The sequence below is a fragment of the Streptomyces sp. NPDC090108 genome (assembly GCF_044747185.1).
Classification (GTDB): domain Bacteria; phylum Actinomycetota; class Actinomycetes; order Streptomycetales; family Streptomycetaceae; genus Streptomyces.
Genome location: NZ_JBIVDQ010000006.1, coordinates 277,660 through 300,318, shown reverse-complemented (window position 1 = coordinate 300,318; position 22,659 = coordinate 277,660). Strand labels below are relative to the sequence as shown.

Below are 22,659 nucleotides of genomic sequence, written 5' to 3'. Positions count from 1 at the left end.
GTGCAGCTGGAGATCCGGCCCGACCCCGCGGAGGTGGGGCGGGCGAGGCGATGGGCCCGCTCGCGGCTCGCCGGGCTCGGTATAGAGGCCGACGAGCCGCTGGCCGAGACCCTGATCCTGCTCGTCTCCGAGCTGGTGACCAACGCGGTGGTGCACACCGGGCGCCCGGCCGTGCTCCGGCTCTCGCTGCCCGGCGGAGCGGTCCGGCCGGACACCGCGGCTCCGGATCCCGCGGACGGGCGGGCGGACGGGCCTGCGGCCGGTGCCGCCCCGGACACGCCTCTCCCGGACGCGCCGGGCATACAGGGGACGCGGGCCGCGTGGGAAGCGTCCGGTGCGCCCGGAACGCCGGGAGCACCGGTCGTCCGGGACGGCCGGGACACGCGGAACGGCATCCCCGCCGCGCCGGGAGACCGCGGCACACCGGAGCCGGTGGCGGCCGCCGCCACCACCGCCTCTGCAGCAGCCGCAGCCTCCTCGGCCGCCACCGCCACCGTGCGCCTCGAAGTGGCCGACACCAGTTCCCGCGCCCCTGTCCCGCGCTGTGCCGGCGGCGAGGCCACCGGCGGGCGCGGCCTCGCGCTCGTCGACTGTCTCGCCGACCGCTGGGGCTGGAGTCCCGAAGGGGCCGGCAAGAGCATCTGGTGCGAACTGGACCGTTGTCCGGGCGGCCGGGAGGGCGCGGAGACGGCGTACGGGAGCGGAACGGCCGCGTTCGAGGGCCTCGCCTTCGAGGCGGTGTAGACCCCGCCGTCCCCGTGCGCCGGGCGTGCACCCGTGCGCGGTCGGTTCCGACGAGGCCGTTCGTCATCGGCCGCGCACCGGTGTTGACGTCCGGTCGGCGTTTGAACACGCTGGTGAGCGGTGATTCGCCGCGAGGGGACGGCGAGGGCTCGGGGGACGGTGGTCCTCGCCGAGTGTGAGTCGCACCGGTTGGCGGTGGCAGGCGGGCGCAGGGGGGTGCGCCGCCAACTGGCACCCACCGGACGGGACCGGCGCCGGCGTCCCGAGCCGTGAGCCGGACCGTGCGTCGCGGCCCGCATCCCGTACCCGCGGCCGGAGTTCGCTTCTTCCCGTCCACAGGCTGTGGACGGACGGTCGCCGCGAGGGACCCGCTCAGTCCGCCGCCCCCACTACCCCCGCGTCCGCATCCGCCCCGACCGGATCCGCCCCGACCGAGTCCGCCCCGGCCGCTCCCGCGCGGAAGGTGCGCCGGTATGCCGTCGGGGTCACTCCCAGCGCCTGCTGGAGGTGCTGGCGCATCGACTGGGCGGTGCCGAAGCCGCAGTCGCGGGCCACCTGGTCGACGGACAGGTCGGTGGACTCCAGCAGATGCCGGGCGCGTTCGACGCGCTGCCCGGTGAGCCACTGCCCCGGACTGACCCCGGCCTCCTCGCGGAAGCGCCGGGTGAAGGTGCGTACCGACATGGCCTCGCGTTCGGCCATGTCCCGCAGCTGGATGGGTTCGTGCAGCCGGTCGAGGGCCCAGGCGCGGGCGCCCGTCGTCGTGGCGAGCTGCGGCTCGGGCAGCGGACGCCGGATGTACTGGGCCTGGCCGCCGTCGCGGTGCGGCGGGACGATCGTGCTGCGGGCGACGTCGTTGGCGACCGCCGTGCCGTGGTCGCGCCGCAGCATGTGCAGGCACAGGTCGATCCCGGCGGCCACCCCGGCCGAGGTCAGCACGTCCCCGTCGTCGATGAACAGCACCTCCGCGTTCACCCGGACCTTCGGGAACATCCGCTGGAAGTGCTCGGCGTGCGCCCAGTGCGTGGTCGCCGGGCGCCCGTCGAGGAGACCGGCTGCCGCGAGGACGTACCCGCCGATGCAGATCGAGGCGAGCCGGGTGCCGGGACGGACGAGGGCGAGCGCGCCGGCCAGGTCGTCGGTGAGCCTGCCCTCCTCGTAGAGCGGGCCGAGTTCGTACGACGCCGGGACGATCACGGTGTCGGCCGTGGCCAGGGCCTCCGGGCCGTGGACGACGTGCAGGCTGAAGTCGGCGCTGGTCGCGACCGGACCGGGCGGCCGGACCGAGCAGGTCACCACCTCGTACAGCGGGCGGCCGGCGGCGTCCCTGGGGCGGCTGAAGATCCGGTGGGGGATGCCCAGCTCGAAGGGGATCAGACCGTCCAGGGCCAGGACGGCGACGCGGTGCGGGCGGTACTCCTCGGGGACGGCCATGGCTCGACACTCCTCACCGGCACGGACAGGCGTGGCCCGATCCTAGCCAATGATGTCCTTCCGGCCACTCGATGCGGCCGGGCCACGGCCCGATCCTGGACGACGTGACTCAGACAACCGACGCCACCGTCCCCGCCTCCGGCCCCGTGGGGGACCCGGCCGACCGGCGCCGCCGCGTGCACCGCGCCTGGTTCGTCGCCGCGGTCACCTTCGTCACCATCATCGGCGCGGCGGCCTTCCGCTCGCTGCCCGGCCTGCTGATCGATCCCCTGCACCGGGAGTTCGACTGGTCGCGCGGCACGATCGGTGCCGCCGTCTCCGTCAACCTCGCCCTGTACGGGCTCACCGCCCCCTTCGCGGCCGCGCTGATGGACCGCTTCGGCATCCGCCGGGTCGTCGCCGTCGCGCTGACCGCGATAGCCCTCGGCTCCGGACTGACCGTGTGGATGACGGCCCCCTGGCAGCTGATGCTCTGCTGGGGCGTGGTGGTCGGCCTGGGCGCCGGGGCCATGGCGCTCGCGTTCGCCGCGACGGTCACCAACCGCTGGTTCACCGAGCGGCGCGGTCTGGTCAGCGGCATCCTGACCGCCGCCTCCGCCTCCGGCCAGCTCATCTTCCTGCCGCTGCTGTCCTGGATGGTGGAGAGCCACGGCTGGCGCCCGGCCGCCGTCACGGTCGCCCTGGCCGCCCTCGCCGTGGTCCCCTTCGTGTGGATCCTGCTGCGCGACCACCCGGCCGACGTGGGCCTCACGCCGTACGGCGCGCGGGAGTTCGTCCCCAAGCCGCCCCCGGTCACCGGTGCCGCCCGCCGTACGCTCGGCGTGCTCGGCTCGGCGGTGCGCACGGGGCCGTTCTGGCTGCTGGCCGGCACCTTCGCGATCTGCGGGGCCTCCACCAACGGCCTGGTCCAGACCCACTTCGTGCCCGCCGCGCACGATCACGGCATGCCCGTCACCGCCGCCGCCTCGCTGCTCGCGGTCATCGGGGTGTTCGACGTCGTCGGCACGATCGCCTCCGGCTGGTTCACCGACCGCTTCTCCCCGCGCCGGCTGCTCGCCGTCTACTACGCCCTGCGCGGCGTCTCCCTGCTCTTCCTGCCGATGCTGCTCGGCTCCGAGATCCACCCGCCGATGCTGTTCTTCATCGTCTTCTACGGCCTCGACTGGGTGGCCACCGTCCCGCCGACCCTCGCACTGTGCCGGGAGCACTACGGCGAGGACAGCGCCATCGTCTTCGGCTGGGTCCTCGCCTCCCACCAGATCGGCGCGGCCCTGGTCGCCTACCTCGGCGGCGTCTGCCGGGACGTCTTCGGCTCCTACGACATGATCTGGTACGCCGCCGGTGCCCTGTGCGCGGCGGCGGCCCTCATGGCCCTGGTCATCCGCCGGCTCCCCACCGCACCCCGGCTGCCCGCGCTGTCCTGAGCGCGGGGCGCGGGGGAGGCACCCGGGGCCGCGGCCGGCTCAGGGGGTGTCTCCCCTCAGGAGAACCGTTTCGCGACCGCCTTCGCGATCTTCTCCGCGTCGATCGCCAGTTCCCTGAACATGCCGCTGATGGGGTTGGTGAAACCGGTGAACCAGAGGCCCTGGGCGTCGGCCGGGGTCCGTGCCCCGTGCGCCACCGGGCGGCCCCGCTCGTCCAGGACGCCCAGGTGCCCGACCAGGCCCTCCAGGGCCCGGGTGTAGCCGGTCGCCGCGATCACCGCGTCCGGCGTGATCCGGCTGCCGTCGGCGAGGACGACCTGTCCGTCCGCGAACTCCTCGACGGCGGCCACGATCTCCACCTTCCCGGTTCGCACCGCGTCGACGAGGCCGACGTCCTGGACCGGGATGGCGCCCTGTCTGACCCTGCTGTACAGGCCGGTGTCGGGGCGGGGCAGGCCCTTGTCGGAGAGGTCGGGCGTGGCGGCCTTCGCCATCGGCCGGGCGAGCCGGTCGACGAGGCCGACGGGCAGCCGCCGGACCAGGATGCCCGTGTGCTGGGCGGCCCAGCCCGCGGTCGAGCGGCGCACGATGTGCGGGGTGGTGCGCACGGCCAGCCGTACCCGGGAGGCCCCGCCCTCCACCAGGTCGACGGCGATCTCGGCGCCGGTGTTGCCGACCCCGACGACCAGCACGTCGCGGTCCGCGTACGGCCGGGCGTTGCGGTACTCCCCGGCGTGCAGCAGCTCGCCCGTGTAGGCGTCCCGGCCCGGCCACTCGGGCAGGCGGGGGGTGTGGTTGAAGCCGGTCGCGACGACCACCGCGCTGCCCGCCAGCTCACGTCCGCCGGACGCGTGCAGCAGCCAGCCGCCGGCCTCCTCGTCCGCCGCCCGCTCGACGCGGAACACCTCGACGCCGGTGACGATCTCCAGCTCGTGGTGCTCGGCGTACTTCTCCAGGTAGCGCACCACGTCGTCCCGGGACACCCAGCGCCCGAACCTGCGGGGCATCTTCAGACCGGGCAGGGCCGACAGCCGGCGGGTGGTGTGCAGGTGGAGGCGGTCGTAGTGGCGCCGCCAGGACGCGCCGACGCGGTCCGACTTCTCCAGCACCACCGCCCGGACGCCCCGGGCCCGCAGCGCGTACGCGACGGCGAGTCCGCCGGGGCCGGCGCCTATGACGTAGACGGGTCGGTCGGCGGGGCTCGCGGACAGCTGCGCGGCGGGCTTGGAAGAGGGACGGGAGTCGGCCATAGCGCGAGCGTAATCACACACCCCGTTGATGGGTCTCGGTCAAGACCGGAATCGGTTGCGAATCGATCACGGCTGTGGGGGAGTTGAGAGACGCGCGGGTCCTGGGTGTGTGGAGTTCGGCCGCTGGCGGGGGAGTTCGCGCGGGCGACGCGGCGCCAGGTCCATCAGGACCCGGGCGCGTGGAGTTCGCCGGGGCCGCGGTTACGCGGGTGCGGTGACCGCCGAGGGTCAGCCGTGCCGCGCGGGCGGCCGGGGCGGAGGTGCTGCTGTTCGCCGACCTGACGGGGGCCGCGGGAGGCCCGTCCTCACGGCCAGAGCAGTCCCCTGCTCCAGCCGGACTCCGAGCGCCGGTACTCCAGCCGTACGTGCCGGCGGTCGGGGTCGCCCTGGAAGAACTCCACCGTGTCCGGGCGGAGCCGGTACAGCGTCCAGGTCGGTGAGGGCTCGTCCGGGTGGTTCCGGGCCCGTTCCCAGGCGGCCTCGGACGCCTGCCGCAGTTCCTCCGGCGAGGTCAGCTCCGCGCTCTGCCGCCCGGTGAGCGCCGCCGCGAGGGCGCCCGTGGAGCGGGCGTGCAGGTCGGCCTGGCTCTCCTGGGCGGGTGCGGAGGTCACCGGGCCGCGCACCCGCACCTGGCGGCCGAGGGCCGGCCAGTAGAAGGCGAGGGCGGCGTACGGGCGGGCGGCGAGGTCGCGGCCCTTGCGGCTCGTCGCGTGGGTGGCGAAGGACCAGCCGTCCGCGTCGGCGCCGTGCAGCATCACGATGCGTACGTCCGGGAGCCCCTCCGCGTCCGCCGTCGCCAGCGACATCGTGTGCGGCTCGGGCTGGCCCGCCGCGACGGCCTCCGCGAACCAGCTCGTGAACAGCGGCAGCGGGGCCGGGGGCGCCTGGTCCGGGTCGAAGGGCCGCAGCTCGGTCGCCCCGGGTGCCCACACCCGCAGCGAGCGCAGCATGTCGTTCAGGTCCTGTTGTGCCATGGGCCGAGTATTCCCCTGCGTCGGGGGCGGAGGGTCGGGCGGCCCGGGAGGCCGAGGCGTCCGGCGGGGCACGCACCCCGGCGGGCCGCGCCCCCCCCCGGAGGCCGCACGCACCCCGGCGGGCCGCGCCCCTCGGAGGCCGCGCGTACCCCGGAGACGGGAACAGGCGGTGGTCCACCCGGGTGGACCACCGCCTGCCAGACAGGACTTGGAAGCGGGAGGGAGGCCGGCGCGGGGCGCGCGGCGCCGCGTGCTACTTGGCCGGCTTCTTGCCCGTCACACCCAGATACATCAACAGCGCCAGGTTGGGCCTCAGTTCGGCCTGCTTGACGCCCCAGGAGGAGAAGCCCTTCTGGTGCGCGGCCACCGCGGCGAGCATGGCGACCAGCGAACCGGCGATGGCCGCCGGGTTCACGTCCTTGTCGATCCGCCCCTTGGACTGGAGTTCCTTGATGGACTCGGTGAGCGAGGTGTTCACCGAGTTCAGGATCTTCATACGGATCTTGTAGAACCGTTTATCCCCTTCGGCGGCACCGAGATCGACCACCCGCAGAAGGGCGTCGTTCTTCCGCCAGAACTCCAGGAACCCGTCGACGAGTTCCTGGGCGGTCTGCCAGCCGGCCTTGCCCGCCCAACTGCGCCCGGCGACCAGTTCGGTCAATCCGGCGCCCTCGGCGGCCATTTCCTCGGCGATCTCCAGGACGGCGCCTTCGACGTCCGGGAAGTACTGGTAGAAGGTCGCGGGCGAAGTGCCCGCCTTCCGGGCGACATCGATGACCTTGACGTCCCGGTAAGGGGAGGAGCTGAGCATCTCGCTGAGGCAGTCGAGCAGCTTCTGCCGGGTCGCCTGCCCACGTCGACCGGCCACGCGGCCGTCGACGGTACGCACTTGTCCTGTCATGCCGTCAGCTTACCGACGGGTGATCTGAGCGCGATTCGGCCGACTGCAAATGGGGTGCGAGCGTGTACTGAGGGTGATGTGACCCGGTCCGCGGGGGTGGAACGGCCCGCTCTGCGGGCCGCGCGAGAGCCGGTTACTTTGACGACATGGCCGAAAACAGGGCATCGGAGCCGGTGGGGACGCCGTCCTCGCCGGGGTCACCCGAGTACGGCGAGGGCGTCCCCTGCTGGGTGGACGCGCAGCTCTCCGACGTGGAGGCGGGCAGGCGTTTCTACGGTGAGCTTTTCGGGTGGACCTTCGAGGAGGCGGCCGGCGGATCCGTGTGGGCCCTGCTGGACGGCGCCCCCGTCGCCGCCCTCGCGCCCAAGTCCGACGGGCGGATGCCCACCGTGTGGACGGTGTACTTCGCCACCCCCGACGCCCACGCCCTGGGGCGGCGCATCACGGCGTCCGGCGGACAGCTCGTCACGGCCCCGTTCCCGGTGGACGGCCTCGGCACGACCGCGCTCGCGGCCGACCCCGAGGGGGCGGTGTTCGGGCTGTGGCAGCCGGGCAGCCACCCGGGTTTCGGGCTGCGGCACGCGGCGGACACGTTCGTGTGGGCCGAGCTGTACACCCGCGACACCGCCGCCGCGAACCGCTTCTACGGCGCGCTCTTCCACGACGCCCTGTTCGGTGCGGGCGCCGAGCCCGACTTCGGCCGTGCCGAGGTCACCGACGTCTTCCCGGCCGAGATGCCCCCGCACTTCCTCGCGCATTTCCGGGTCGCGGACCTCGCCGAGGCGCTGGCGACCGTCCGGCGGCTCGGCGGCCGGGTGCAGGCGCCGCCCTTCGAGGCGTCGTACGGACGGGTGGCCGTCGTCACGGACAATCAGGGGGCGTCGTTCGCGCTGCTGCAACGGTGACGCGCGCCACCACGACGGCGGTGGGCGCGGATCGGGGCGGCGAAATGGCCGTATGAGGCATGAGACACCCCGATTCGTCGCCGGGTTCGCAACCGGCCGCCCGGCCAGGAAGAATCGGGGTGCGTGCCGCCATGGCGGTGCGGTGGTGAGACGCTGCACTTCGGTCGCGTACATATGTGGGTGGCGCGGCTCGTACGGGGAGGTGGCAGGCAAGTGGTGGATCAGCTGACGCAGCACGATCCGCGGCGGATCGGGCCGTTCGAGGTGCTGGGCCGGCTGGGGGCCGGCGGCATGGGGCTGGTCTATCTGGCGCGTTCCGCGTCGGGTCGGCGCGTGGCGATCAAGACGGTCCGCACGGAGCTGGCCGAGGACCAGCTCTTCCGGGTCCGCTTCACCCGTGAGGTGGAGGCGGCCCGTGCGGTGTCCGGCTTCTACACGGCGGCCGTGGTCGATGCCGACCCGCGCGCCGCGGTGCCGTGGCTGGCCACGGCCTATGTGCCGGCGCCCTCGCTCGAGGAGATAGTGAACGAGTGCGGGCCGCTCCCGGCCCAGGCGGTGCGCTGGCTCGCGGCGGGCGTGGCCGAGGCGCTCCAGTCCATCCACGGCGCCGGCCTGGTCCACCGCGACCTGAAGCCGTCCAACGTGCTGGTGGTCGAGGACGGGCCGCGGGTGATCGACTTCGGCATCGCGTCCGGCGTTTCGAACACCCGTCTGACGATGACGAACGTCGCCGTCGGCACCCCGGCCTACATGTCACCCGAACAGGCCAAGGACTCCCGCAGCGTCACCGGCGCCAGCGACGTCTTCTCGCTCGGCTCCACCCTGGTCTTCGCCGCCACCGGACACCCGCCGTTCCACGGCGCCAACCCGGTCGAGACGGTGTTCATGCTGCTGCGCGAGGGCCCGGACGTCACCGGACTGCCCGACGAGCTGCGCCCGCTGATCGAGGCGTGCATGCAGATGGAGGCCCCCGGGCGTCCGTCGCCCGCCGACCTCCAGGCCCAGCTCGCCCCGCATCTGTTCGGCTCCGGCTCGGACGACAGCGGCACGGCCTCCGCGTGGCTGCCCGAGAAGGCCGTCGCGCTCATCGAGGCCCGCCGCGGCGGCCGTCCGCCCGCCAAGCCCGCCCCCACCGCCCCGGGTCCGCGCAGCGGCGGCCGGCCCGTCGTGCCCCCGCCGCCGTCGTACGACCCCGCCGTCCCGGCTCCCGCGCCCGTCGGCGCGCCGAGCGCGGTGGGCGGTCCCGACACCGGTCCGGTCCGCCTGGCCGGCGCCCAGGTGCCCATCGGCCCCGGGCCGCGCGTCGCCGACGCCCGTGCCGCCGCCGTCAAGGCGCCCCCGCCGGAGGCCGGTCTGGTCGCCGGCTGGTCGCGCCCGCGCCCCGGCGTCAACGGCGCGGACCCCGCCGTACCCCCCGTCCCCGCGCTGCCCCCGGAGTCCGCGGGCTGGCGCCCGTGGCGCTTCCGCATGTCCAACGACGTCTGGGGCACCCCGTCCGTCGCCGGCGACCTCGTCTACGTCACCTCCTTCGAGGTGCACGCGCTGGACGTGGCCACCGGCCGGCGCCGCTTCAAGACGCGTGACGTGGCCTGGTCCATGGCGGTCGCGGACGGCCGTATCCACGCCTCCGACGGCCCCACCCTGTTCGCCCTGGACGCCCGCGAGGGCGGCGATCTGTGGCGGCTGTCCACCGATGCCTGGGTGTACTCCCTGAAGGCCGACCACGGCACCGTCGTCACCGGCACCCGCGGGGGCGGCGTGCAGGCGTGGGAGGCGTCGAGCGGCCGGAAGCTGTGGGAGATCTCCGGCTGCCAGACGGACTTCGAGTCCCCCGAGGCCGGCCCCGCCGTCCACGACGGCACCGTCTACGTCTGGCAGGACGCCCGGCTGCGCGCCCTGGAGGCCCGCACCGGCGACGAGCGCTGGTCGTACCCCATCGGCGACGCGGCCTCCTGCGGCGGCGTGCCCGTCCGCATCACCCCCGCGCCCGACGGGCACGTCTACGTCTGCGCGGGCTCGCGGGTCCTCGCCGTCGACGTGGCGACCGGCAGGGTCCGCTGGCACTTCGAGGCGCCCGCGGTCTTCCTGTGCCCGCCCACCTTCGCGCCCGGCCCGGCCGTCACCGGCGGCGGTGTCTACCTGGCCGACTACCTCGGCACGGTCTACGCCCTCGACGCCGCCGACGGCCGCGACCGCTGGCGCATCGCCACCGAGTCCCGCGCCTCCGTCGAACCGGTGCTGGTCGCGGCCGGGCACGTCCACGTCGGCAGCGGCAAGGGCCTGTACACCCTCGACGCGGTCACCGGAACGCCCAAGTGGCGTTTCCAGGCGGGCGGCGATGTGGTGGGCGCCCCCTCGGTGGCCGAGGGCCGCATCCACTTCGGCTCCACCGACCACCTGCTGTACACCCTGAAGGCCGACGACGGCCGGCTGCGCTGGAAGCTCGCCACGGGCGGCGAGATCACCGGCTCCCCGGTCGTCAAGGACGGTGTGGTGTACGCGTGCAGCAAGGACCGGTGCGTGTACGCGCTGGACGCGGAGAAGGGAACGGGTACGGCCCGTACGACCTGACCCCCGCGGAGCCCTGCCTCGCTAGGCTGAACGTATGAATCTCCGGGGGCGCAGACTCAGGTTCACCGCGGTACTGGCAGTGGTCGTGCTCGCACTGACCGGCTTCTCCCGCCACGGCCACAGCCGGCACGGCGGGGGGAGCGGGGGCGGGTGCAGCAGTTCGCACCAGGACCACGACGGTTCGTCCTCGTCCGGCTCGACGTCGGGCGGCGGGTACAGCGGCGGTTCGTCGTCCGGCGGCTCGTCCTACGGAACTTCCTCGGACGGGGGCTCCTCGTACGGCGGTTCCTCGTACGGAGCACCGTCGTACGGCGACACGGACGGCGGCCAGGACAGCGGCGGGACCCCCTACCGCACCCGGCGGCCCACGCACCGGGCGACGTCCACGCCCACGGGCACCTCGTCCGGCACGGCGTTCCAGGACGGGACCGTGAGACTGATCAGCTGCGCCACCGCGAGCCGGCCGTACGCGACGGTCGAGATCACCAACCCGAACGGCGGCAAGGCCGGCTTCCGGGCCTCGGTCACCTTCTACGACGTCCACGGCAACGAGGTCCTGTCCGCCTCCTCACCGGTCGTCACGGTCGCGGCCAGGGGCAGCGAGAGGACGCGGGTGCCCGTCGCCGAACGGTTCCGGGACGCCGTCGACCGCTGCGCGGCGGAACCGGAGGCCGAGGCCAGGCGCTGAGAGGCCGGACGGCACGGCGAAGGGGCCCGACGGCACGGCGAAGGGGCCCGACGACATGGCGAAGGGGGCCGGGCATCATGCCCGGCCCCCTTCGGCCTTCGGAGAGCGTCCGGTCCCCCCGCGCGGCGGTTCCCCTCCCGCCGCCGCGGCCGGTGCTCCCCGGCCGGGGCCTACTTGTTGCCCAGGTCCAGCGCCGGCGGGACCGGCGAGTGGTTCTCGAGGGTGATGATCTCGGCGTCGGCGGACGGGGCGGCCGTCACGTCCTTCTGCTCCGGCGTCCCCACGCCGGCCGGCGGCACGGGCGAATGGTTCTCCATCGTCACGATCTCCGTCGGCTTCTTCTCGGCGTTGGTCATGATCTCGCTCCCCTGAGAAAGATGTACGGGCTGTATCGGCGCCTCTGTCCGGCGACTCCCCCGAGTATCGCCGGACAGAGGGCCACGTCCGGAGCCCGTGCCGGGCCCCATGCCCCGATCCGCCTGTCCCCCGTTCCGGCGGCTCGGTGGGACAACCATGGCGGTCCGTCATAAACGTTCGATGAACGGGTCCGAGGCGCCTGTCACGCCGCATCGAGCGGGGCCAGGAGCCCGCGCACCTCGGACGCCTCGGGCACCTCGGACTGTTCGAGCAGCAGCAGGGCCTCGGTCCAGCAGGCCCGCGCGCGGTCCGTCTGGCCGAGGGCGTGCAGGCTCTTGCCCAGGGTGTTCAGCACGCTGCCGCGGATGAGGTCGCCGCCGATGAACCCGATGGCCAGGGACTGTTCGGCGTGCTGGGCCGCCTGCGCGGGCCGGTCCGCCGCCAAGTGCAGCTGGGCGATGCGGAAATGGGTGGTGCCCTCCCACAGACGCTGGCGGTTGGCGGCGAACATCAGCAGCGCCTCCGAGAGCTCCGCGAGTCCCTCGCGCAGCAGGCCGCCCCGGGTCAGCGCCACCCCGAGCGAATAACGCGCGTTGGACAGCCGAAGGTTGGTCTCCAGGCGCTGGTAGATCTCGACGCCCTGACGTGCGAGGGCGATCGCGCTGTGGGCGCGGTTCATCCGCTGGTGCAGCTGGGCCAGGTTGCACAGGGCACCGGCCTCGCCCGAGAGGTTCCCGTCGGCGCGGTAGCCGTCCCTGGCCGTGGTCAGCAGCCGTTCCGCCTCCTCGTAGCGGCCCCGGTTGAGGGCGATGATCCCCCGGTCGGTGGAGGCCCAGCTGAGGGGAGTGGTGTCGGCGACGGTGTGGGCGAGCTCGATCGCCCGCCGGGCCTCCTCGTCCGCCTCCGAGTAACGCCCGGCCGCGAGATGGACGTTGGACAGCGCCGTGCGCGCCCGGCCCTCCGCGCGGACGTCCCCGATCGCCCGTGCCGCGTCCCGCAGGGCCAGCGCGGCCGATTCGTACTGCTTGCCGTTGGCTCCCGACTCCGCGAGGTCCTTGGCGGCCCAGAGCAGGTCGACCGCCCGGCGCAGACGGCCGTCCCGCTGCTGCTGCTGGGCGCACGCCAGCAGGGGCTGCGCCTCGGCGAAGAGCCAGTCGAGGGCCTCGGCCCGGCTGCGGAAGCGGAGCCCCCGGTACGAGGTGGGGGCCAGGTGGTCCACCAGCCGGTCGCCGGGCCGCTCGATCCCGTAGACGTGTGCCGCCGTCGCCAGATAGAAGTCCAGCAGCCGCGACAGGGCCGCCTCCCGCTCGCCCGGCGGCTGCTCGTCCCGCTCCGCGCAGGCACGGGCGTAGAGCCGTACGAGGTCGTGGAAGCGGTAGCGGCCGGGCGCCGCGGACTCCAGCAGGGACGTGTCGACGAGGGACTCCAGCAGGTCCTCCGCCTCCTCCGCCGGGAGGTCCAGGACCGCCGCTGCCGCCGCCAGCGACAGGTCCGGCCCGTCGGCCAGGCCCAGCAGGCGGAACGCGCGGGCCTGGGCGGGTTCCAGCTGACCGTAGCCGAGCTCGAAGGTGGCCTCCACGGCGAGGTCGCCGGCCTGCAGCTCGTCCAGCCGGCGGCGCTCGTCCGCGAGCTTCGCGGCGAGCACCGCGACCGTCCAGGTGCGGCGGGCCGCCAGCCGGGAGGCCGCGATACGGATCGCCAGGGGCAGGAAGCCGCAGGCGGCGACCACGTCGAGCGAGGCCTCGCGCTCCGCCGCCATCCGTTCCCCGCCGACGATCCGCGTGAACAGGGCGAGGGCCTCCTCCGGGGACATCACGTCCAGGTCCACGAGGTGGGCGCCGGCCAGGCCGGTCATGCGGACGCGGGAGGTGACCAGTGCGGCGCAGCCCTCCGCCCCCGGCAGCAGCGGCCGTACCTGTGCCGCGTCCCTGGCGTTGTCCAGCAGGACCAGCACGCGGCGGCCGTCGAGGACCGAGCGGTAGAGCGCGGCGCGCTCCTCCAGGGAGTCCGGGACGGCCGAGTCGGGGGTGCCGAGCGCGCGCAGGAAGGAACCGAGGACCGTCTCGGGCTCGGCGGGGCTCGGTCCGGCGCCCTGGAGGTCGACGTAGAGCTGGCCGTCGGGGAAGGCGGGGCGGGCCCGGTGGGCGACGTGCACCGCGAGGGTCGTCTTGCCGACGCCGCCGATCCCGGCGAGCGCCGACACGGCCATCACCCGGCCTCCCTCCGCCTCCGCCTCCGCCGAGAGGACCCCGCTCAGCTCCGACACGAAGGAGGACCGCCCGGTGAAGTCCGGTACGGACGCGGGGAGCTGGGCCGGTCGCACCTGCACCACGGACGGCCGCGTGGCCGGCGCCGACGGCTCCGCGAGGCCCGCGTCGGCCCGCAGGATGCCCTCCTGGAGCTCCCTGAGCCCCGGGCGCGGGTCCACGCCGAGTTCCTCCGCCAGCAGCCGCCGGGTGTCCGCGTAGACCGCCAGCGCCTCCGCCTGCCGGCCGCTGCGGTACAGCGCCAGCATCAGCAGTTCGCGCAGCCGCTCCCGCAGGGGGTGGGCCGCGGTCAGCGCGGTCAGCTCCGAGACGGACTCCGCGTGGCAGCCCTGCTCCAGGTCCATGTCGAGCCTGGACTCCAGGAGTTGCAGCCGCCACTCCTCCAGGCGCACGCGCTGGGTGTCGGCGTACGGCCCCGGGATCCCGGCCAGCGTCTCGCCGTCCCACAGGGCCAGCGCCCCGTTCAGGTGCTCGCGTGCCCGGCCGAGGTCGCCGCCGCCCCGCGCCTTCTCCGCGCGCGCCGTCAGCTCCTGGGCCGACGTGAGGTCCAGCGCCCCGTCGCCCAGCCCGCGCACCGCGTATCCGCCGGACTCGCTGACCAGGACCCCGGGGCCCAGCACCTTGCGCAGCCGGGAGGCGTACGTCCGCAGCGCCGCCAGCGCCTGCGAGGGCGGTTCGCCGCCCCAGAGCGCGTCGATCAGCTCCGCCGCGGTCGCCGTACGCCCCTCGCGCAGCAACAGGGCCGCCAGCAGCGCGCGTTGCTGCGGGGAGCCGGTCCGCAGGGGCTCCCCGCCCTGCCAGGCCCGCACCGGACCGAGCACGCCGAAGCGCACCGCGGCCGGTTCCGCGCCGGCAGCGGGGCCGGAGCGCCGCTGCTCAGGTACTCGCGGCCCACCGTCCATGCGTACGTCCCCCCAGGCATCCGAACAACGGTGCCAGTTTGCCTTGTTCACGCCTGTTGCGTCAGCCGTGGGAGACACCGATCACAGCACCGCGCCCCCGGTTCCACCACATCCCCACACACCCGCCGCCCCAGCCGCCCCGCCCACCGCGCGTGTTAGCCACCGGCACCCCGCCGGACCGGACCTCCGCGCCGGCCAGGACCGAAGGACAGAGCGTGCGCATCCCCCCGCCGGCCCTCCGCCCGACGGCCGCCGTCCTGCTCGCCGCCGCGCTGAGCGGATGCGGTGGTGGCGGGACCGCCGAGTACGGCACCGCGGACCGCTCGGTCACCGTGGACGCCGGTGACGCGTTCACCCTGAAGGTGCCGGTCGCCTCCTACATGGGCGACAACTGGTACCTGGCCGGACCGCGCCCCGGCACACGGTGCTGCGGTACGGCGGCAAGCGCCGGGAGATCCCCGGCGACGGCAAGGGCGACGAGTACTTCGACTTCACCGCGGTGAAGCGGGGCAGTGCCACCGTGCGGCTGCTGTTCTGCCCGCGCGGGCTGTGCCACAGCGTGCGGGAGGCCGAGTCCGAGGCGGCGTCCGGTCCGAGCCCTGCGCCGATCCCGACGGCCCGCTCCACGCCCGGCCCGGACCCCGCGTACTTCACGTACACGATCACCGTCCGCTGACCCGACCCGAGCGGAGAGCCTCATGCCCGCCACCCCCGAGACCCGCACGGACGACGACGTCCTCGCCACCACAGACATCGCCCTCCTTCTGCGCCACGGACTCGTCCGGCAACCTCTGCGCACCGCCCTGTTCGGCGACGGGGTCATCGCAGCCGCCGTCACCCTCGACCGGCTCGCGACCGTGCCGCGCTCGGTGGCCTACGTCGCCCGGATCGTCCGCTCAGGCGGCCTGCGGTACACCGCCGCCCTGCGTGAGCCGCTGCCGTCCCCCGAGGCGTCCGCGCGGCTGCGTGAGTGGCTGGAGGCCGCCGCGGACGCCGCCGGTGACGACGCGGAGGCCGAGACGCGTGCGGCCCGCTGGCTGGAAGCCGTCGCAGAGGTGCTCGGCCTGCGCCACGACGCTCGCCGCCGCCACGGGCGTTCAGGGCGTTCCGGGTGATTCTTCCCCCGCGGGTGCGCTCCGGCCGACTGTCAGGGACCAGCGCACAGTCGTAGGTGCCTCGACGGAGACGGTGCCGTCGTGGTCCGCTCCCGAAACGGCCACTTGGTTGTAGGTGGTGCTGACCTTGCCGGCGAGGCACTTGAGGGGGAAGGCGACGTGTACGGGCCGCACGGCGACTTCGACGGTTCCCTTGCCCTGGCACCGCACGGCGACGATGAGCGCGTCGCCCTTCCTCCCCTTCGCGAACCCGACCTCGGCGTTCCCCGTGGTCGCCGTCCGGCGGCCGGCCAGTGTCTCGTCCGCGTCCAGTTCCGGCGGCTTCTGCACGGCAGGTTCCGTGCCGCTGGGAGCGGTGGGCGCCGCTGCGTGCGATGAGGTCGCGTGCCCGGACCGAGCGGGTTGCCCGGTGCCGGAGCGGTCCGCGGAGCAGGCGGCCACCGGGAAGAGCATGGCGACACCCAGCATGCTGAGCGCGATGGGTGTCCTGCGAGGCATGGGCATGTCGGCGAGCAGGGCTCGGCTGCGCACGCGCATGACTTTCTCCTTCGGCAAGGGAGGCAATTCATTGCGAGCAGGTGCTCATCCGCTTTCCGGCGCGATCATGGCAGCCGGCCCGGGCGGACTGTCGGCTTCCGCGGATGTTCTGAGCAAGACATGAGCTTGATGTACGGGGCTGCGGTCCGAGGCCTCCCGGCCCGGCCGCTGCCGGAGTCTCAAGCGCCGCCCAGGAACACCGGGTTGGTGAAGGCGGCCATCACGCCCGGGACCGGGCCCAGGGCCGTTTCGTGGCGGAGTTCGGCGCGGACGTAGGCCGTGCGGGCCGGGGTGGTGTGCCATTCCAGCGTGCCTCTGCCCGACACCGGCAGGGGGCCGGCCGTGGCCACGACGCCCTGGTCGGTGACGAGCCGTACCGAGCAGCGCGGGACGCCGGAGGCCTCCAGGTTTACCGTCACGCCGGAGTCGTCCGCCGCGGTCAGCCGTTCGCCGATGCCGGCCCGCCGGCCGTCCGCCGCGGTCGCGGTGAGGGCGAGCCGGACGTGCCGGGACTCGGCGACGTAGGAGCGGCCCGCGCGCAGTCCCTCCAGGACCGCCGCACGGGTGAGGTCCTCGGCGAGGACGACCGTCTGGGGCAGTCCGACCGTGTCAGGGGCGCGGTGGGCGTCGCTGCTGCCCATCGCGGGCAGCCAGGACGTCCGGCCGCCGTCGGAGAGCAGGGCGTCCCACGCGGCCAGCGCCACCTCGTCGTCGGGCGTCCAGGGCCCGTTCCACACCTCGACTGCGTCCGCCTCCGCGAGGCCGTGTCGCCAGCCGCACCCGATGCCGTCGGCGTACGGGTGCGCGGGTACGGCCAGGCCGCCCGCCCGCCGGATCTCCCGCGCGAACCGCCCCCAGTGGCCGTCCCGGGCCCGGTACCGCCAGTCGATGAAGGTGCCCGGGTCCGTGCCGACGGCCAGGACGTGACCGTTCCGCGTGGTGACCTCCTCGCCCAGCAGGACCAGCAGGTCGTCGCCCGCCGCGTCGGCCCAGTGGGCGTGCGAGGCCGTGGTGTTGTGGTCGGAGCTGTTGACGAAGTCCAGCCCGGCCCGGCGGGCCAGCTCCGCGATCCGGGCCGGGGTGCGGCGGCCGTCGGAGTGCCAGGAGTGCAGGTGGCAGTCCCCGCGGTACCAGTCCCGCCCCCTGCCCGCGGCGCGCGCCGGCGGATGGACGGGCCGGGGGGTCTCACCGGGCGCCCCGGGCGTGAGCGTCACCGTCAGCTCGTACGACAGCCCCTGCGGCGCCACCGTGTACGGGCCGAGCACGATGTGCCAGGTGCCGGGGCGGAGCGGGCCGGGGAGGTAGCCGGGGGTCGCCTCGTCGGCGCGGACGAAGAACTCGGTACGGGCGCCGCCGGACCAGCCGCGGAAACCCGGGCCGCCCGGCTCCGTGCCCCGTTCGTCGAAGAGGCCGATGTCGAGCGCGTTGCCCGGGGTGCCGGCGGGCACCGGGGGCCGGTCGTAGGTGTAGGAGACGTGCAGCCCGGCGGTGCCCGGGGGGACGTGGACGGGCACGTACACGTAGTCCGGGGAGCCCGGGGGCAGGGTGCCGCGCAGCGTGGTCACCCCTCCAACGTAGGCCGGTCCCCGGCACCCGGGGCCGTTTCCGGCCCGCCGCGCGGACGCCCTTCCCGTTCGCGCGACACAACCCCCTTTTCCGCCCCCACACCCCCCCCCGCGTGCCCGCACCCACCCGAGCTCCCGGCACCCCCCGCGTGCCCGCCCCCCGCGTGCCCGCCTCACCCCACCCCCCGGCCCCCGCCGAGCTGCGCCCCCGCCCCACCGCCCCGGACCGTCGCCCGGTCGGTAGGGACGGGCGGGCGTTCGCCGGGTACAGATGCCCCATGCGTATCGCAGTCACCGTCTTCCTGACCGACGAGACCATCGCCCCCGTGCCGCTCGCCCGCGAGCTGGAGCAGCGCGGCTTCGCCGGGCTGTACCTGCCCGAGCACACCCACATCCCCGTCGAGCGGACCACCCCCTACCCGGCCGGCGGCGACCTGCCGCGCGAGTACGGCCGCACCCTCGACCCCTTCGTCGCCCTCGCCCAGGCCGCCGCCGTCACCGAACGGCTCGGCGTCGGCACCGGCATCACGCTGGTCGCCCAGCACGACCCGATCGACCTCGCCAAGCAGGCCGCCACCCTCGACTTCCTCTCCGGCGGCCGTCTCACCCTCGGCGTCGGCTACGGCTGGAACGTGGAGGAGGCCGCCGACCACGGCGTCGAGTGGCGCACCCGCCGGGACCTGGTCCGCGACCGGATGGCCCTGATGCGGGCGCTGTGGTCCGAGGAGCCCACCGCGCACGAGGGCCCGTACGGCGGTGTGCGGGCGAGCCACGCCCACCCCAAGCCCGTGCAGCGGCCGCGGGGTCCGGTCACCGGCCCGCGCACCCTGCTCGGCGGCGCCGCGGGCCCGGGACTGTTCCAGCACATCGCGGAGTACGCCGACGGCTGGCTGCCGATCGGCGGCCGCGGCCTGTCGGAGTCGCTGCCCGTCCTGCGGGCCGTGTGGGCCGACGCCGGCCGGGACCCGGCCGCCCTCCAGGTCGTCCCGTACGCGGTCCGCCCCACCCCGGACAAGCTGGAACACCTGGCCGCCCTGGGCATCGAGGAGGTCGTCGTCCAACTGCCCCCGGCGGGCGAGCCGGAGGTGCTGCGCGCGCTCGACGCGTACGGCCCGCTCGTCGGGTAGCGCGCCGTCAGGCGGCCGGCGGGGGCCGCGGCACCCCCGCCGCCGCTGATCAACGCGCCCGTATCCTCGAAGGATGACGACTTCCGCGACCTCCGGAACCGGCCCCACCGAGAACTCCATGCGTCGCGCCCTCAAACGTGCCCGGGACGGTGTCGCGCTCGACGCCGCCGAGGCGGCGGTGCTGCTCCAGGCCCGCGGCGAGGCCCTCACCGACCTGGCCGCCTCCGCCGCCCGGGTGCGCGACGCGGGCCTCGCGCAGGCGGGCAGGCCGGGCGTCATCACCTACTCGAAGAGCGTCTTCATCCCCCTCACCCGGCTGTGCCGGGACAAGTGCCACTACTGCACCTTCGTCACCGTCCCCGGAAAGCTCCGCCGCGCCGGCCACGGGATGTTCATGTCCCCGGACGAGGTGCTGGACATCGCCCGCAAGGGCGCCGCCCTCGGCTGCAAGGAAGCCCTCATCACCCTCGGCGACAAGCCCGAGGACCGCTGGCCCGAGGCCCGCGAGTGGCTGGACGCCCACGGCTACGACGACACCATCGCCTACGTCCGCGCCGTCTCCATCCGCATCCTGGAGGAGACGGGCCTGCTGCCCCACCTCAACCCCGGCGTCATGAGCTGGACCGACTTCCAGCGGCTGAAGCCCGTCGCGCCCTCCATGGGCATGATGCTGGAGACGACCGCGACCCGGCTGTGGTCCGAGCCCGGCGGCCCGCACCACGGCTCACCGGACAAGGAACCCGCCGTACGGCTGCGGGTGCTGGAGGACGCCGGCCGCTCCTCCGTCCCCTTCACCTCCGGTCTGCTGATCGGCATCGGGGAGACGTACGAGGAGCGCGCGGAGTCCCTGTTCGCGCTCCGCAAGGTCGCCCGCGCCTACCACGGCGTCCAGGAACTGATCATCCAGAACTTCCGCGCCAAGCCGGACACGGCGATGCGCGGCATGCCGGACGCCGAACTCGACGAACTGGTCGCCGCCGTCGCCGTCGCCCGGCACATCATGGGCCCGAGCGCCTGCCTCCAGGCCCCGCCCAACCTCGTCGAGGGCGAGTACGAGCGGCTCATCGGCGCCGGCATCGACGACTGGGGCGGGGTCTCCCCGCTCACCATCGACCACGTCAACCCCGAACGCCCCTGGCCGCAGATCGAGGAACTCACCGCCCGGTCCGCGGCGGCCGGCTTCGAACTGCGCGAACGCCTCTGCGTCTACCCGGAGTTCGTCCGCCGCGGCGAACCCTGGCTGGACCCGCGCCTGCGCCCGCACGTCGCCGCGCTCGCCGACCCGGAGACCGGACTCGCGCGCGCCGGCGCGGTCGTCGAGGGCCGGCCGTGGCAGGAGCCGGAGGAGGTCTTCACCGCGTCCGGACGCACCGACCTGCACGCCTCGATCGACACCGAGGGCCGTACGGGCGACCGGCGCGAGGACTTCGACGAGGTGTACGGCGACTGGGCGGCCCTGCGCGAGGCCGCGGCCCCCGGCATGGTCCCCGAGCGCATCGACACCGACGTGCGCCAGGCGCTGCGCACGGCCGCCGACGACCCGACCCGGCTCACCGACGCCGAGGCGCTCGCCCTGCTGCACGCGGACGGCCCGGCGCTGGACGCGCTGTGCCGGGTGGCCGACGACCTGCGCAGGTCGGTGGTCGGCGACGACGTCACCTACATCGTCACCCGCAACATCAACTTCACCAACGTCTGCTACACCGGCTGCCGCTTCTGCGCGTTCGCCCAGCGCCGCACCGACGCCGACGCCTACACCCTCTCCCTGACCCAGGTCGCCGACCGCGCCCAGCAGGCGTGGGACGTGGGCGCGGTGGAGGTGTGCATGCAGGGCGGCATCCACCCCGACCTGCCCGGCACGGCGTACTTCGACATCGCGCGGGCGGTGAAGGAGCGCGTGCCCGGGATGCACGTGCACGCCTTCTCCCCGATGGAGGTCGTCAACGGTGCGACCCGCACCGGCCTGTCGATCCGCGAGTGGCTGACGGCCGCCAAGGAGGCGGGTCTCGACTCCGTGCCCGGCACGGCCGCCGAGATCCTCGACGACGAGGTCCGCTGGGTGCTGACCAAGGGCAAGCTGCCCACGGCCACCTGGACCGAGGTCATCACCACCGCCCACGAGCTGGGCATCCGGTCGTCGTCCACGATGATGTACGGCCATGTCGACCAGCCCCGCCACTGGCTCGGCCACCTGCGCACCCTGGCCGGCATCCAGCAGCGCACCGGCGGCTTCACCGAGTTCGTGACGCTGCCCTTCATCCACACCAACGCCCCCGTCTACCTCGCCGGCATCGCCCGCCCCGGCCCGACCATGCGGGACAACCGGGCGGTCACGGCGATGGCCCGCCTCCTGCTGCACCCGCACATCCCCAACATCCAGACCAGCTGGGTGAAGCTCGGCACGGAGGGCGCGGCGGAGATGCTCCGCTCCGGCGCGAACGACCTCGGCGGCACCCTCATGGAGGAGACGATCTCCCGGATGGCGGGTTCGTCGTACGGCTCCTACAAGTCGGTCCGGGACCTGGAGGCGGTGGCCGAGGCGGCCGGACGGCCCGCGAAACCCCGCACCACGCTCTACGGCGACGTGCCCGAGGAACGCCGCCGGGCGGCCGCCGCCTCCGACGGGCACCTTCCCGACCTGCTCCCTGTCCTGGAGTGAGCGCGGACTGAGTACGATGATCCGACCCCGACCTCAGACGGGGGACTCATAGCGGAGGAGATGCGTACCCGTGGCTGCCCGACTGCCCTCGTGGGCCTGGGTCTCCGGCCTGACGGTGGGGGCCACCGCCGCCGTCATCGCCCTCGCGATACAGGCGAATCACGGTTCGCATCCCACGGCCGCGGTGGTCGAGCCGCGGCCGTCGGCGTCGGCGTCGGCCGGCACCGCGCCGCGCCCCCATGCGTCGGCCGACCCGAAGCCGCCGTCCGAGCCGGTGCTGCCGGAGCAGTCCGGCACCGGGCGCCGGATCGTGTACTCGCTCGGTGAGAAGCGGGTCTGGCTGGTCGACGCGACCGGCGCGGCCACCCGCACCTTCACCGTCTGGCCGGGTACGACGGGCCCGCAGCCCGGCCGGTACTCCATCACCCTGCGCAAGCCGGCCGGCACCGGCTCGGACGGCGTCGGGATCGAGCACATCATGTACTTCACGCTGACGAAGACCGGCGTGAACGTCGGCTTCTCCAACGCCATCGACGGCTCCTCGCCGCCGCCCGCGAACGGCATGGAGACCGCCGGCATCCGCCTCCACAAGGAGGACGGTGCCGCGCTGTGGGCCTTCGGCGCCCCCGCCACCCCGGTGGCGGTCGTCCAGTAGCCGTCAGACGGCGTCCGGTTGCCGGTCACCACCCGGCAACTGGTTGACGATCAGAGCGAGTCCGGCGAGCACGATCACCCGGGTCGCCGCGTCCAGCCCGTTCCAGGTCTTGGACTGCCACATCGCGAACCACTCCCCGCCGATCGCCACGAACCCGGCGCCGAACAGCAGCAGGATCATCAGCAGACCGTAGGTGGAGACGCGCCGGGCCCGCTCGTGCCGGCGCAGCGCCCACAGCGCGGTTCCCCAGATCAGGACGACGGCCGCCAGCGACTCCCACACGATGATCGCGTCGTAGGCGGCGTCCTGGAGCCCGGTGCCGGTGACGGCCCGGCCCATCAGCGCGTCGTCCTTGAACGTCGTGTCCATCGCCAGCACATGCCGGACGAACTGCTGGTTGGTCCCGTAGTCGGTGATGTTCCCGAGTGCGACCAGGGCGATGTAGAGGGCGAGGATGCCCGTGAGCACCCCGGCGGCCAGGGACGGGCCGGTGGCGCGGCGGGTGGTCCCGGCGGGGCTGCTGATGTCGGTGGGGGTGGTGGTCATGGCTGAATTCTCCTTGGCGAAGCCCGAGTTCGTGCGTG

General features: G+C 74.3%; 19 protein-coding genes and 1 pseudogene. 11 read left to right on the top strand and 9 right to left on the bottom strand.

Annotated features, from left to right (window positions below; all coding sequences use genetic code 11):
- Both ACIPRD_RS22930 and ACIPRD_RS22925 read left to right on the top strand, forming a co-directional pair.
- Positions 1-195: pseudogene (locus ACIPRD_RS22930) on the top strand (ATP-binding protein); the annotation flags it as partial.
- A 105-nt stretch (positions 196-300) separates the two neighbouring features.
- Positions 301-744 carry an ATP-binding protein gene (locus ACIPRD_RS22925; protein WP_401565797.1) on the top strand — a complete coding sequence of 148 codons (444 nt, stop codon included), beginning with the start codon at positions 301-303 and terminating at the stop codon, positions 742-744.
- A 372-nt stretch (positions 745-1,116) separates the two neighbouring features.
- Here ACIPRD_RS22925 and ACIPRD_RS22920 read toward each other — a convergent pair whose 3' ends face one another.
- Positions 1,117-2,178: a GlxA family transcriptional regulator gene (locus tag ACIPRD_RS22920; RefSeq protein WP_401565518.1), complete on the bottom strand. Its 1,062-nt coding sequence runs from the start codon at positions 2,176-2,178 to the stop codon at positions 1,117-1,119.
- A 104-nt stretch (positions 2,179-2,282) separates the two neighbouring features.
- On the opposite strand from ACIPRD_RS22920, the gene ACIPRD_RS22915 reads away from it, so the two are divergent.
- Positions 2,283-3,602, top strand: a complete 1,320-nt coding sequence (locus ACIPRD_RS22915; protein WP_356404767.1) for an MFS transporter — start codon at positions 2,283-2,285, stop codon at positions 3,600-3,602.
- Positions 3,603-3,658: 56 nt separating this feature from the next.
- Here ACIPRD_RS22915 and ACIPRD_RS22910 read toward each other — a convergent pair whose 3' ends face one another.
- The 3 genes from ACIPRD_RS22910 to ACIPRD_RS22900 all read right to left on the bottom strand — a co-directional run bounded on the left by ACIPRD_RS22910 (position 3,659) and on the right by ACIPRD_RS22900 (position 6,715).
- On the bottom strand, positions 3,659-4,852 hold the full coding sequence (locus tag ACIPRD_RS22910; protein ID WP_401565515.1) for a flavin-containing monooxygenase: 1,194 nt from the start codon (positions 4,850-4,852) through the stop codon (positions 3,659-3,661).
- Between the two features lie 305 nt (positions 4,853-5,157).
- Positions 5,158-5,826, bottom strand: a complete 669-nt coding sequence (locus ACIPRD_RS22905; protein WP_401565513.1) for a pyridoxal 5'-phosphate synthase — start codon at positions 5,824-5,826, stop codon at positions 5,158-5,160.
- A gap of 253 nt (positions 5,827-6,079) precedes the next feature.
- Entirely contained in the window at positions 6,080-6,715 is a 636-nt protein-coding gene (locus tag ACIPRD_RS22900; protein WP_401565795.1) for a TetR family transcriptional regulator, read from the bottom strand.
- 158 nt (positions 6,716-6,873) lie between these two features.
- Between ACIPRD_RS22900 and ACIPRD_RS22895 the strand changes: the two genes are divergently transcribed.
- The 3 genes from ACIPRD_RS22895 to ACIPRD_RS22885 all read left to right on the top strand — a co-directional run bounded on the left by ACIPRD_RS22895 (position 6,874) and on the right by ACIPRD_RS22885 (position 10,891).
- A complete protein-coding gene (locus tag ACIPRD_RS22895; protein ID WP_356404774.1) occupies positions 6,874-7,632 on the top strand; it encodes a VOC family protein in 759 nt (252 codons plus the stop codon).
- Between the two features lie 213 nt (positions 7,633-7,845).
- Positions 7,846-10,203 carry a serine/threonine-protein kinase gene (locus ACIPRD_RS22890; RefSeq protein ID WP_356404776.1) on the top strand — a complete coding sequence of 786 codons (2,358 nt, stop codon included), beginning with the start codon at positions 7,846-7,848 and terminating at the stop codon, positions 10,201-10,203.
- A gap of 34 nt (positions 10,204-10,237) precedes the next feature.
- Positions 10,238-10,891 (top strand): hypothetical protein, encoded by a 654-nt coding sequence (locus ACIPRD_RS22885; RefSeq protein WP_401565509.1) that lies wholly within the window; start codon positions 10,238-10,240, stop codon positions 10,889-10,891.
- Between the two features lie 170 nt (positions 10,892-11,061).
- Here the strand turns inward: ACIPRD_RS22885 and ACIPRD_RS22880 are convergent, their stop codons facing one another.
- Positions 11,062-11,247 (bottom strand): sigma-like protein, encoded by a 186-nt coding sequence (locus ACIPRD_RS22880; protein ID WP_356404780.1) that lies wholly within the window; start codon positions 11,245-11,247, stop codon positions 11,062-11,064.
- A 203-nt stretch (positions 11,248-11,450) separates the two neighbouring features.
- Entirely contained in the window at positions 11,451-14,417 is a 2,967-nt protein-coding gene (locus ACIPRD_RS22875; protein WP_401565506.1) for a BTAD domain-containing putative transcriptional regulator, read from the bottom strand.
- Positions 14,418-14,841: 424 nt separating this feature from the next.
- Here ACIPRD_RS22875 and ACIPRD_RS22870 point away from each other — a divergent pair, with 424 nt between their 5' ends.
- Positions 14,842-15,093: a hypothetical protein gene (locus ACIPRD_RS22870; protein ID WP_401565505.1), complete on the top strand. Its 252-nt coding sequence runs from the start codon at positions 14,842-14,844 to the stop codon at positions 15,091-15,093.
- A 22-nt stretch (positions 15,094-15,115) separates the two neighbouring features.
- Positions 15,116-15,532: a hypothetical protein gene (locus tag ACIPRD_RS22865; RefSeq protein WP_401565503.1), complete on the top strand. Its 417-nt coding sequence runs from the start codon at positions 15,116-15,118 to the stop codon at positions 15,530-15,532.
- Here the strand turns inward: ACIPRD_RS22865 and ACIPRD_RS22860 are convergent.
- Together ACIPRD_RS22860 and ACIPRD_RS22855 are read right to left on the bottom strand one after the other, a co-directional pair.
- Positions 15,515-16,069, bottom strand: a complete 555-nt coding sequence (locus ACIPRD_RS22860; RefSeq protein WP_401565500.1) for a hypothetical protein — start codon at positions 16,067-16,069, stop codon at positions 15,515-15,517. The two genes, ACIPRD_RS22865 and ACIPRD_RS22860, sit on opposite strands and share 18 nt — an antisense overlap.
- A 179-nt stretch (positions 16,070-16,248) precedes the next feature.
- Positions 16,249-17,757, bottom strand: a complete 1,509-nt coding sequence (locus tag ACIPRD_RS22855) for a CehA/McbA family metallohydrolase (RefSeq protein WP_401565497.1) — start codon at positions 17,755-17,757, stop codon at positions 16,249-16,251.
- Positions 17,758-17,912: 155 nt separating this feature from the next.
- On the opposite strand from ACIPRD_RS22855, the gene ACIPRD_RS22850 reads away from it, so the two are divergent.
- The 3 genes from ACIPRD_RS22850 to ACIPRD_RS22840 all read left to right on the top strand — a co-directional run bounded on the left by ACIPRD_RS22850 (position 17,913) and on the right by ACIPRD_RS22840 (position 22,075).
- Positions 17,913-18,761: a TIGR03619 family F420-dependent LLM class oxidoreductase gene (locus ACIPRD_RS22850; protein ID WP_401565495.1), complete on the top strand. Its 849-nt coding sequence runs from the start codon at positions 17,913-17,915 to the stop codon at positions 18,759-18,761.
- Between the two features lie 73 nt (positions 18,762-18,834).
- A complete protein-coding gene (locus ACIPRD_RS22845) occupies positions 18,835-21,420 on the top strand; it encodes a bifunctional FO biosynthesis protein CofGH (RefSeq protein WP_401565493.1) in 2,586 nt (861 codons plus the stop codon).
- Positions 21,421-21,490: 70 nt separating this feature from the next.
- Entirely contained in the window at positions 21,491-22,075 is a 585-nt protein-coding gene (locus tag ACIPRD_RS22840) for a hypothetical protein (protein ID WP_401565491.1), read from the top strand.
- 3 nt (positions 22,076-22,078) lie between these two features.
- Here ACIPRD_RS22840 and ACIPRD_RS22835 read toward each other — a convergent pair whose 3' ends face one another.
- Positions 22,079-22,621 (bottom strand): DUF2165 domain-containing protein, encoded by a 543-nt coding sequence (locus ACIPRD_RS22835; RefSeq protein ID WP_356404800.1) that lies wholly within the window; start codon positions 22,619-22,621, stop codon positions 22,079-22,081.
- Positions 22,622-22,659: the final 38 nt, after the last annotated feature.

Excerpts from the sequence above, each read along its gene's own strand:
- ACIPRD_RS22920 (WP_401565518.1), bottom strand. The coding sequence starts at position 2,178 with ATGGCCGTCCCCGAGGAGTACCGCCCGCACCGCGTCGCCGTCCTGGCC.
- ACIPRD_RS22910 (WP_401565515.1), bottom strand. The coding sequence starts at position 4,852 with ATGGCCGACTCCCGTCCCTCTTCCAAGCCCGCCGCGCAGCTGTCCGCG.
- ACIPRD_RS22905 (WP_401565513.1), bottom strand. The coding sequence starts at position 5,826 with ATGGCACAACAGGACCTGAACGACATGCTGCGCTCGCTGCGGGTGTGG.
- ACIPRD_RS22895 (WP_356404774.1), top strand. The coding sequence starts at position 6,874 with ATGGCCGAAAACAGGGCATCGGAGCCGGTGGGGACGCCGTCCTCGCCG.
- ACIPRD_RS22885 (WP_401565509.1), top strand. The coding sequence starts at position 10,238 with ATGAATCTCCGGGGGCGCAGACTCAGGTTCACCGCGGTACTGGCAGTG.
- ACIPRD_RS22880 (WP_356404780.1), bottom strand. The coding sequence starts at position 11,247 with ATGACCAACGCCGAGAAGAAGCCGACGGAGATCGTGACGATGGAGAAC.
- ACIPRD_RS22875 (WP_401565506.1), bottom strand. The coding sequence starts at position 14,417 with ATGGACGGTGGGCCGCGAGTACCTGAGCAGCGGCGCTCCGGCCCCGCT.
- ACIPRD_RS22865 (WP_401565503.1), top strand. The coding sequence starts at position 15,116 with ATGCCCGCCACCCCCGAGACCCGCACGGACGACGACGTCCTCGCCACC.
- ACIPRD_RS22860 (WP_401565500.1), bottom strand. The coding sequence starts at position 16,069 with ATGCGCGTGCGCAGCCGAGCCCTGCTCGCCGACATGCCCATGCCTCGC.
- ACIPRD_RS22850 (WP_401565495.1), top strand. The coding sequence starts at position 17,913 with ATGCGTATCGCAGTCACCGTCTTCCTGACCGACGAGACCATCGCCCCC.
- ACIPRD_RS22845 (WP_401565493.1), top strand. The coding sequence starts at position 18,835 with ATGACGACTTCCGCGACCTCCGGAACCGGCCCCACCGAGAACTCCATG.
- ACIPRD_RS22835 (WP_356404800.1), bottom strand. The coding sequence starts at position 22,621 with ATGACCACCACCCCCACCGACATCAGCAGCCCCGCCGGGACCACCCGC.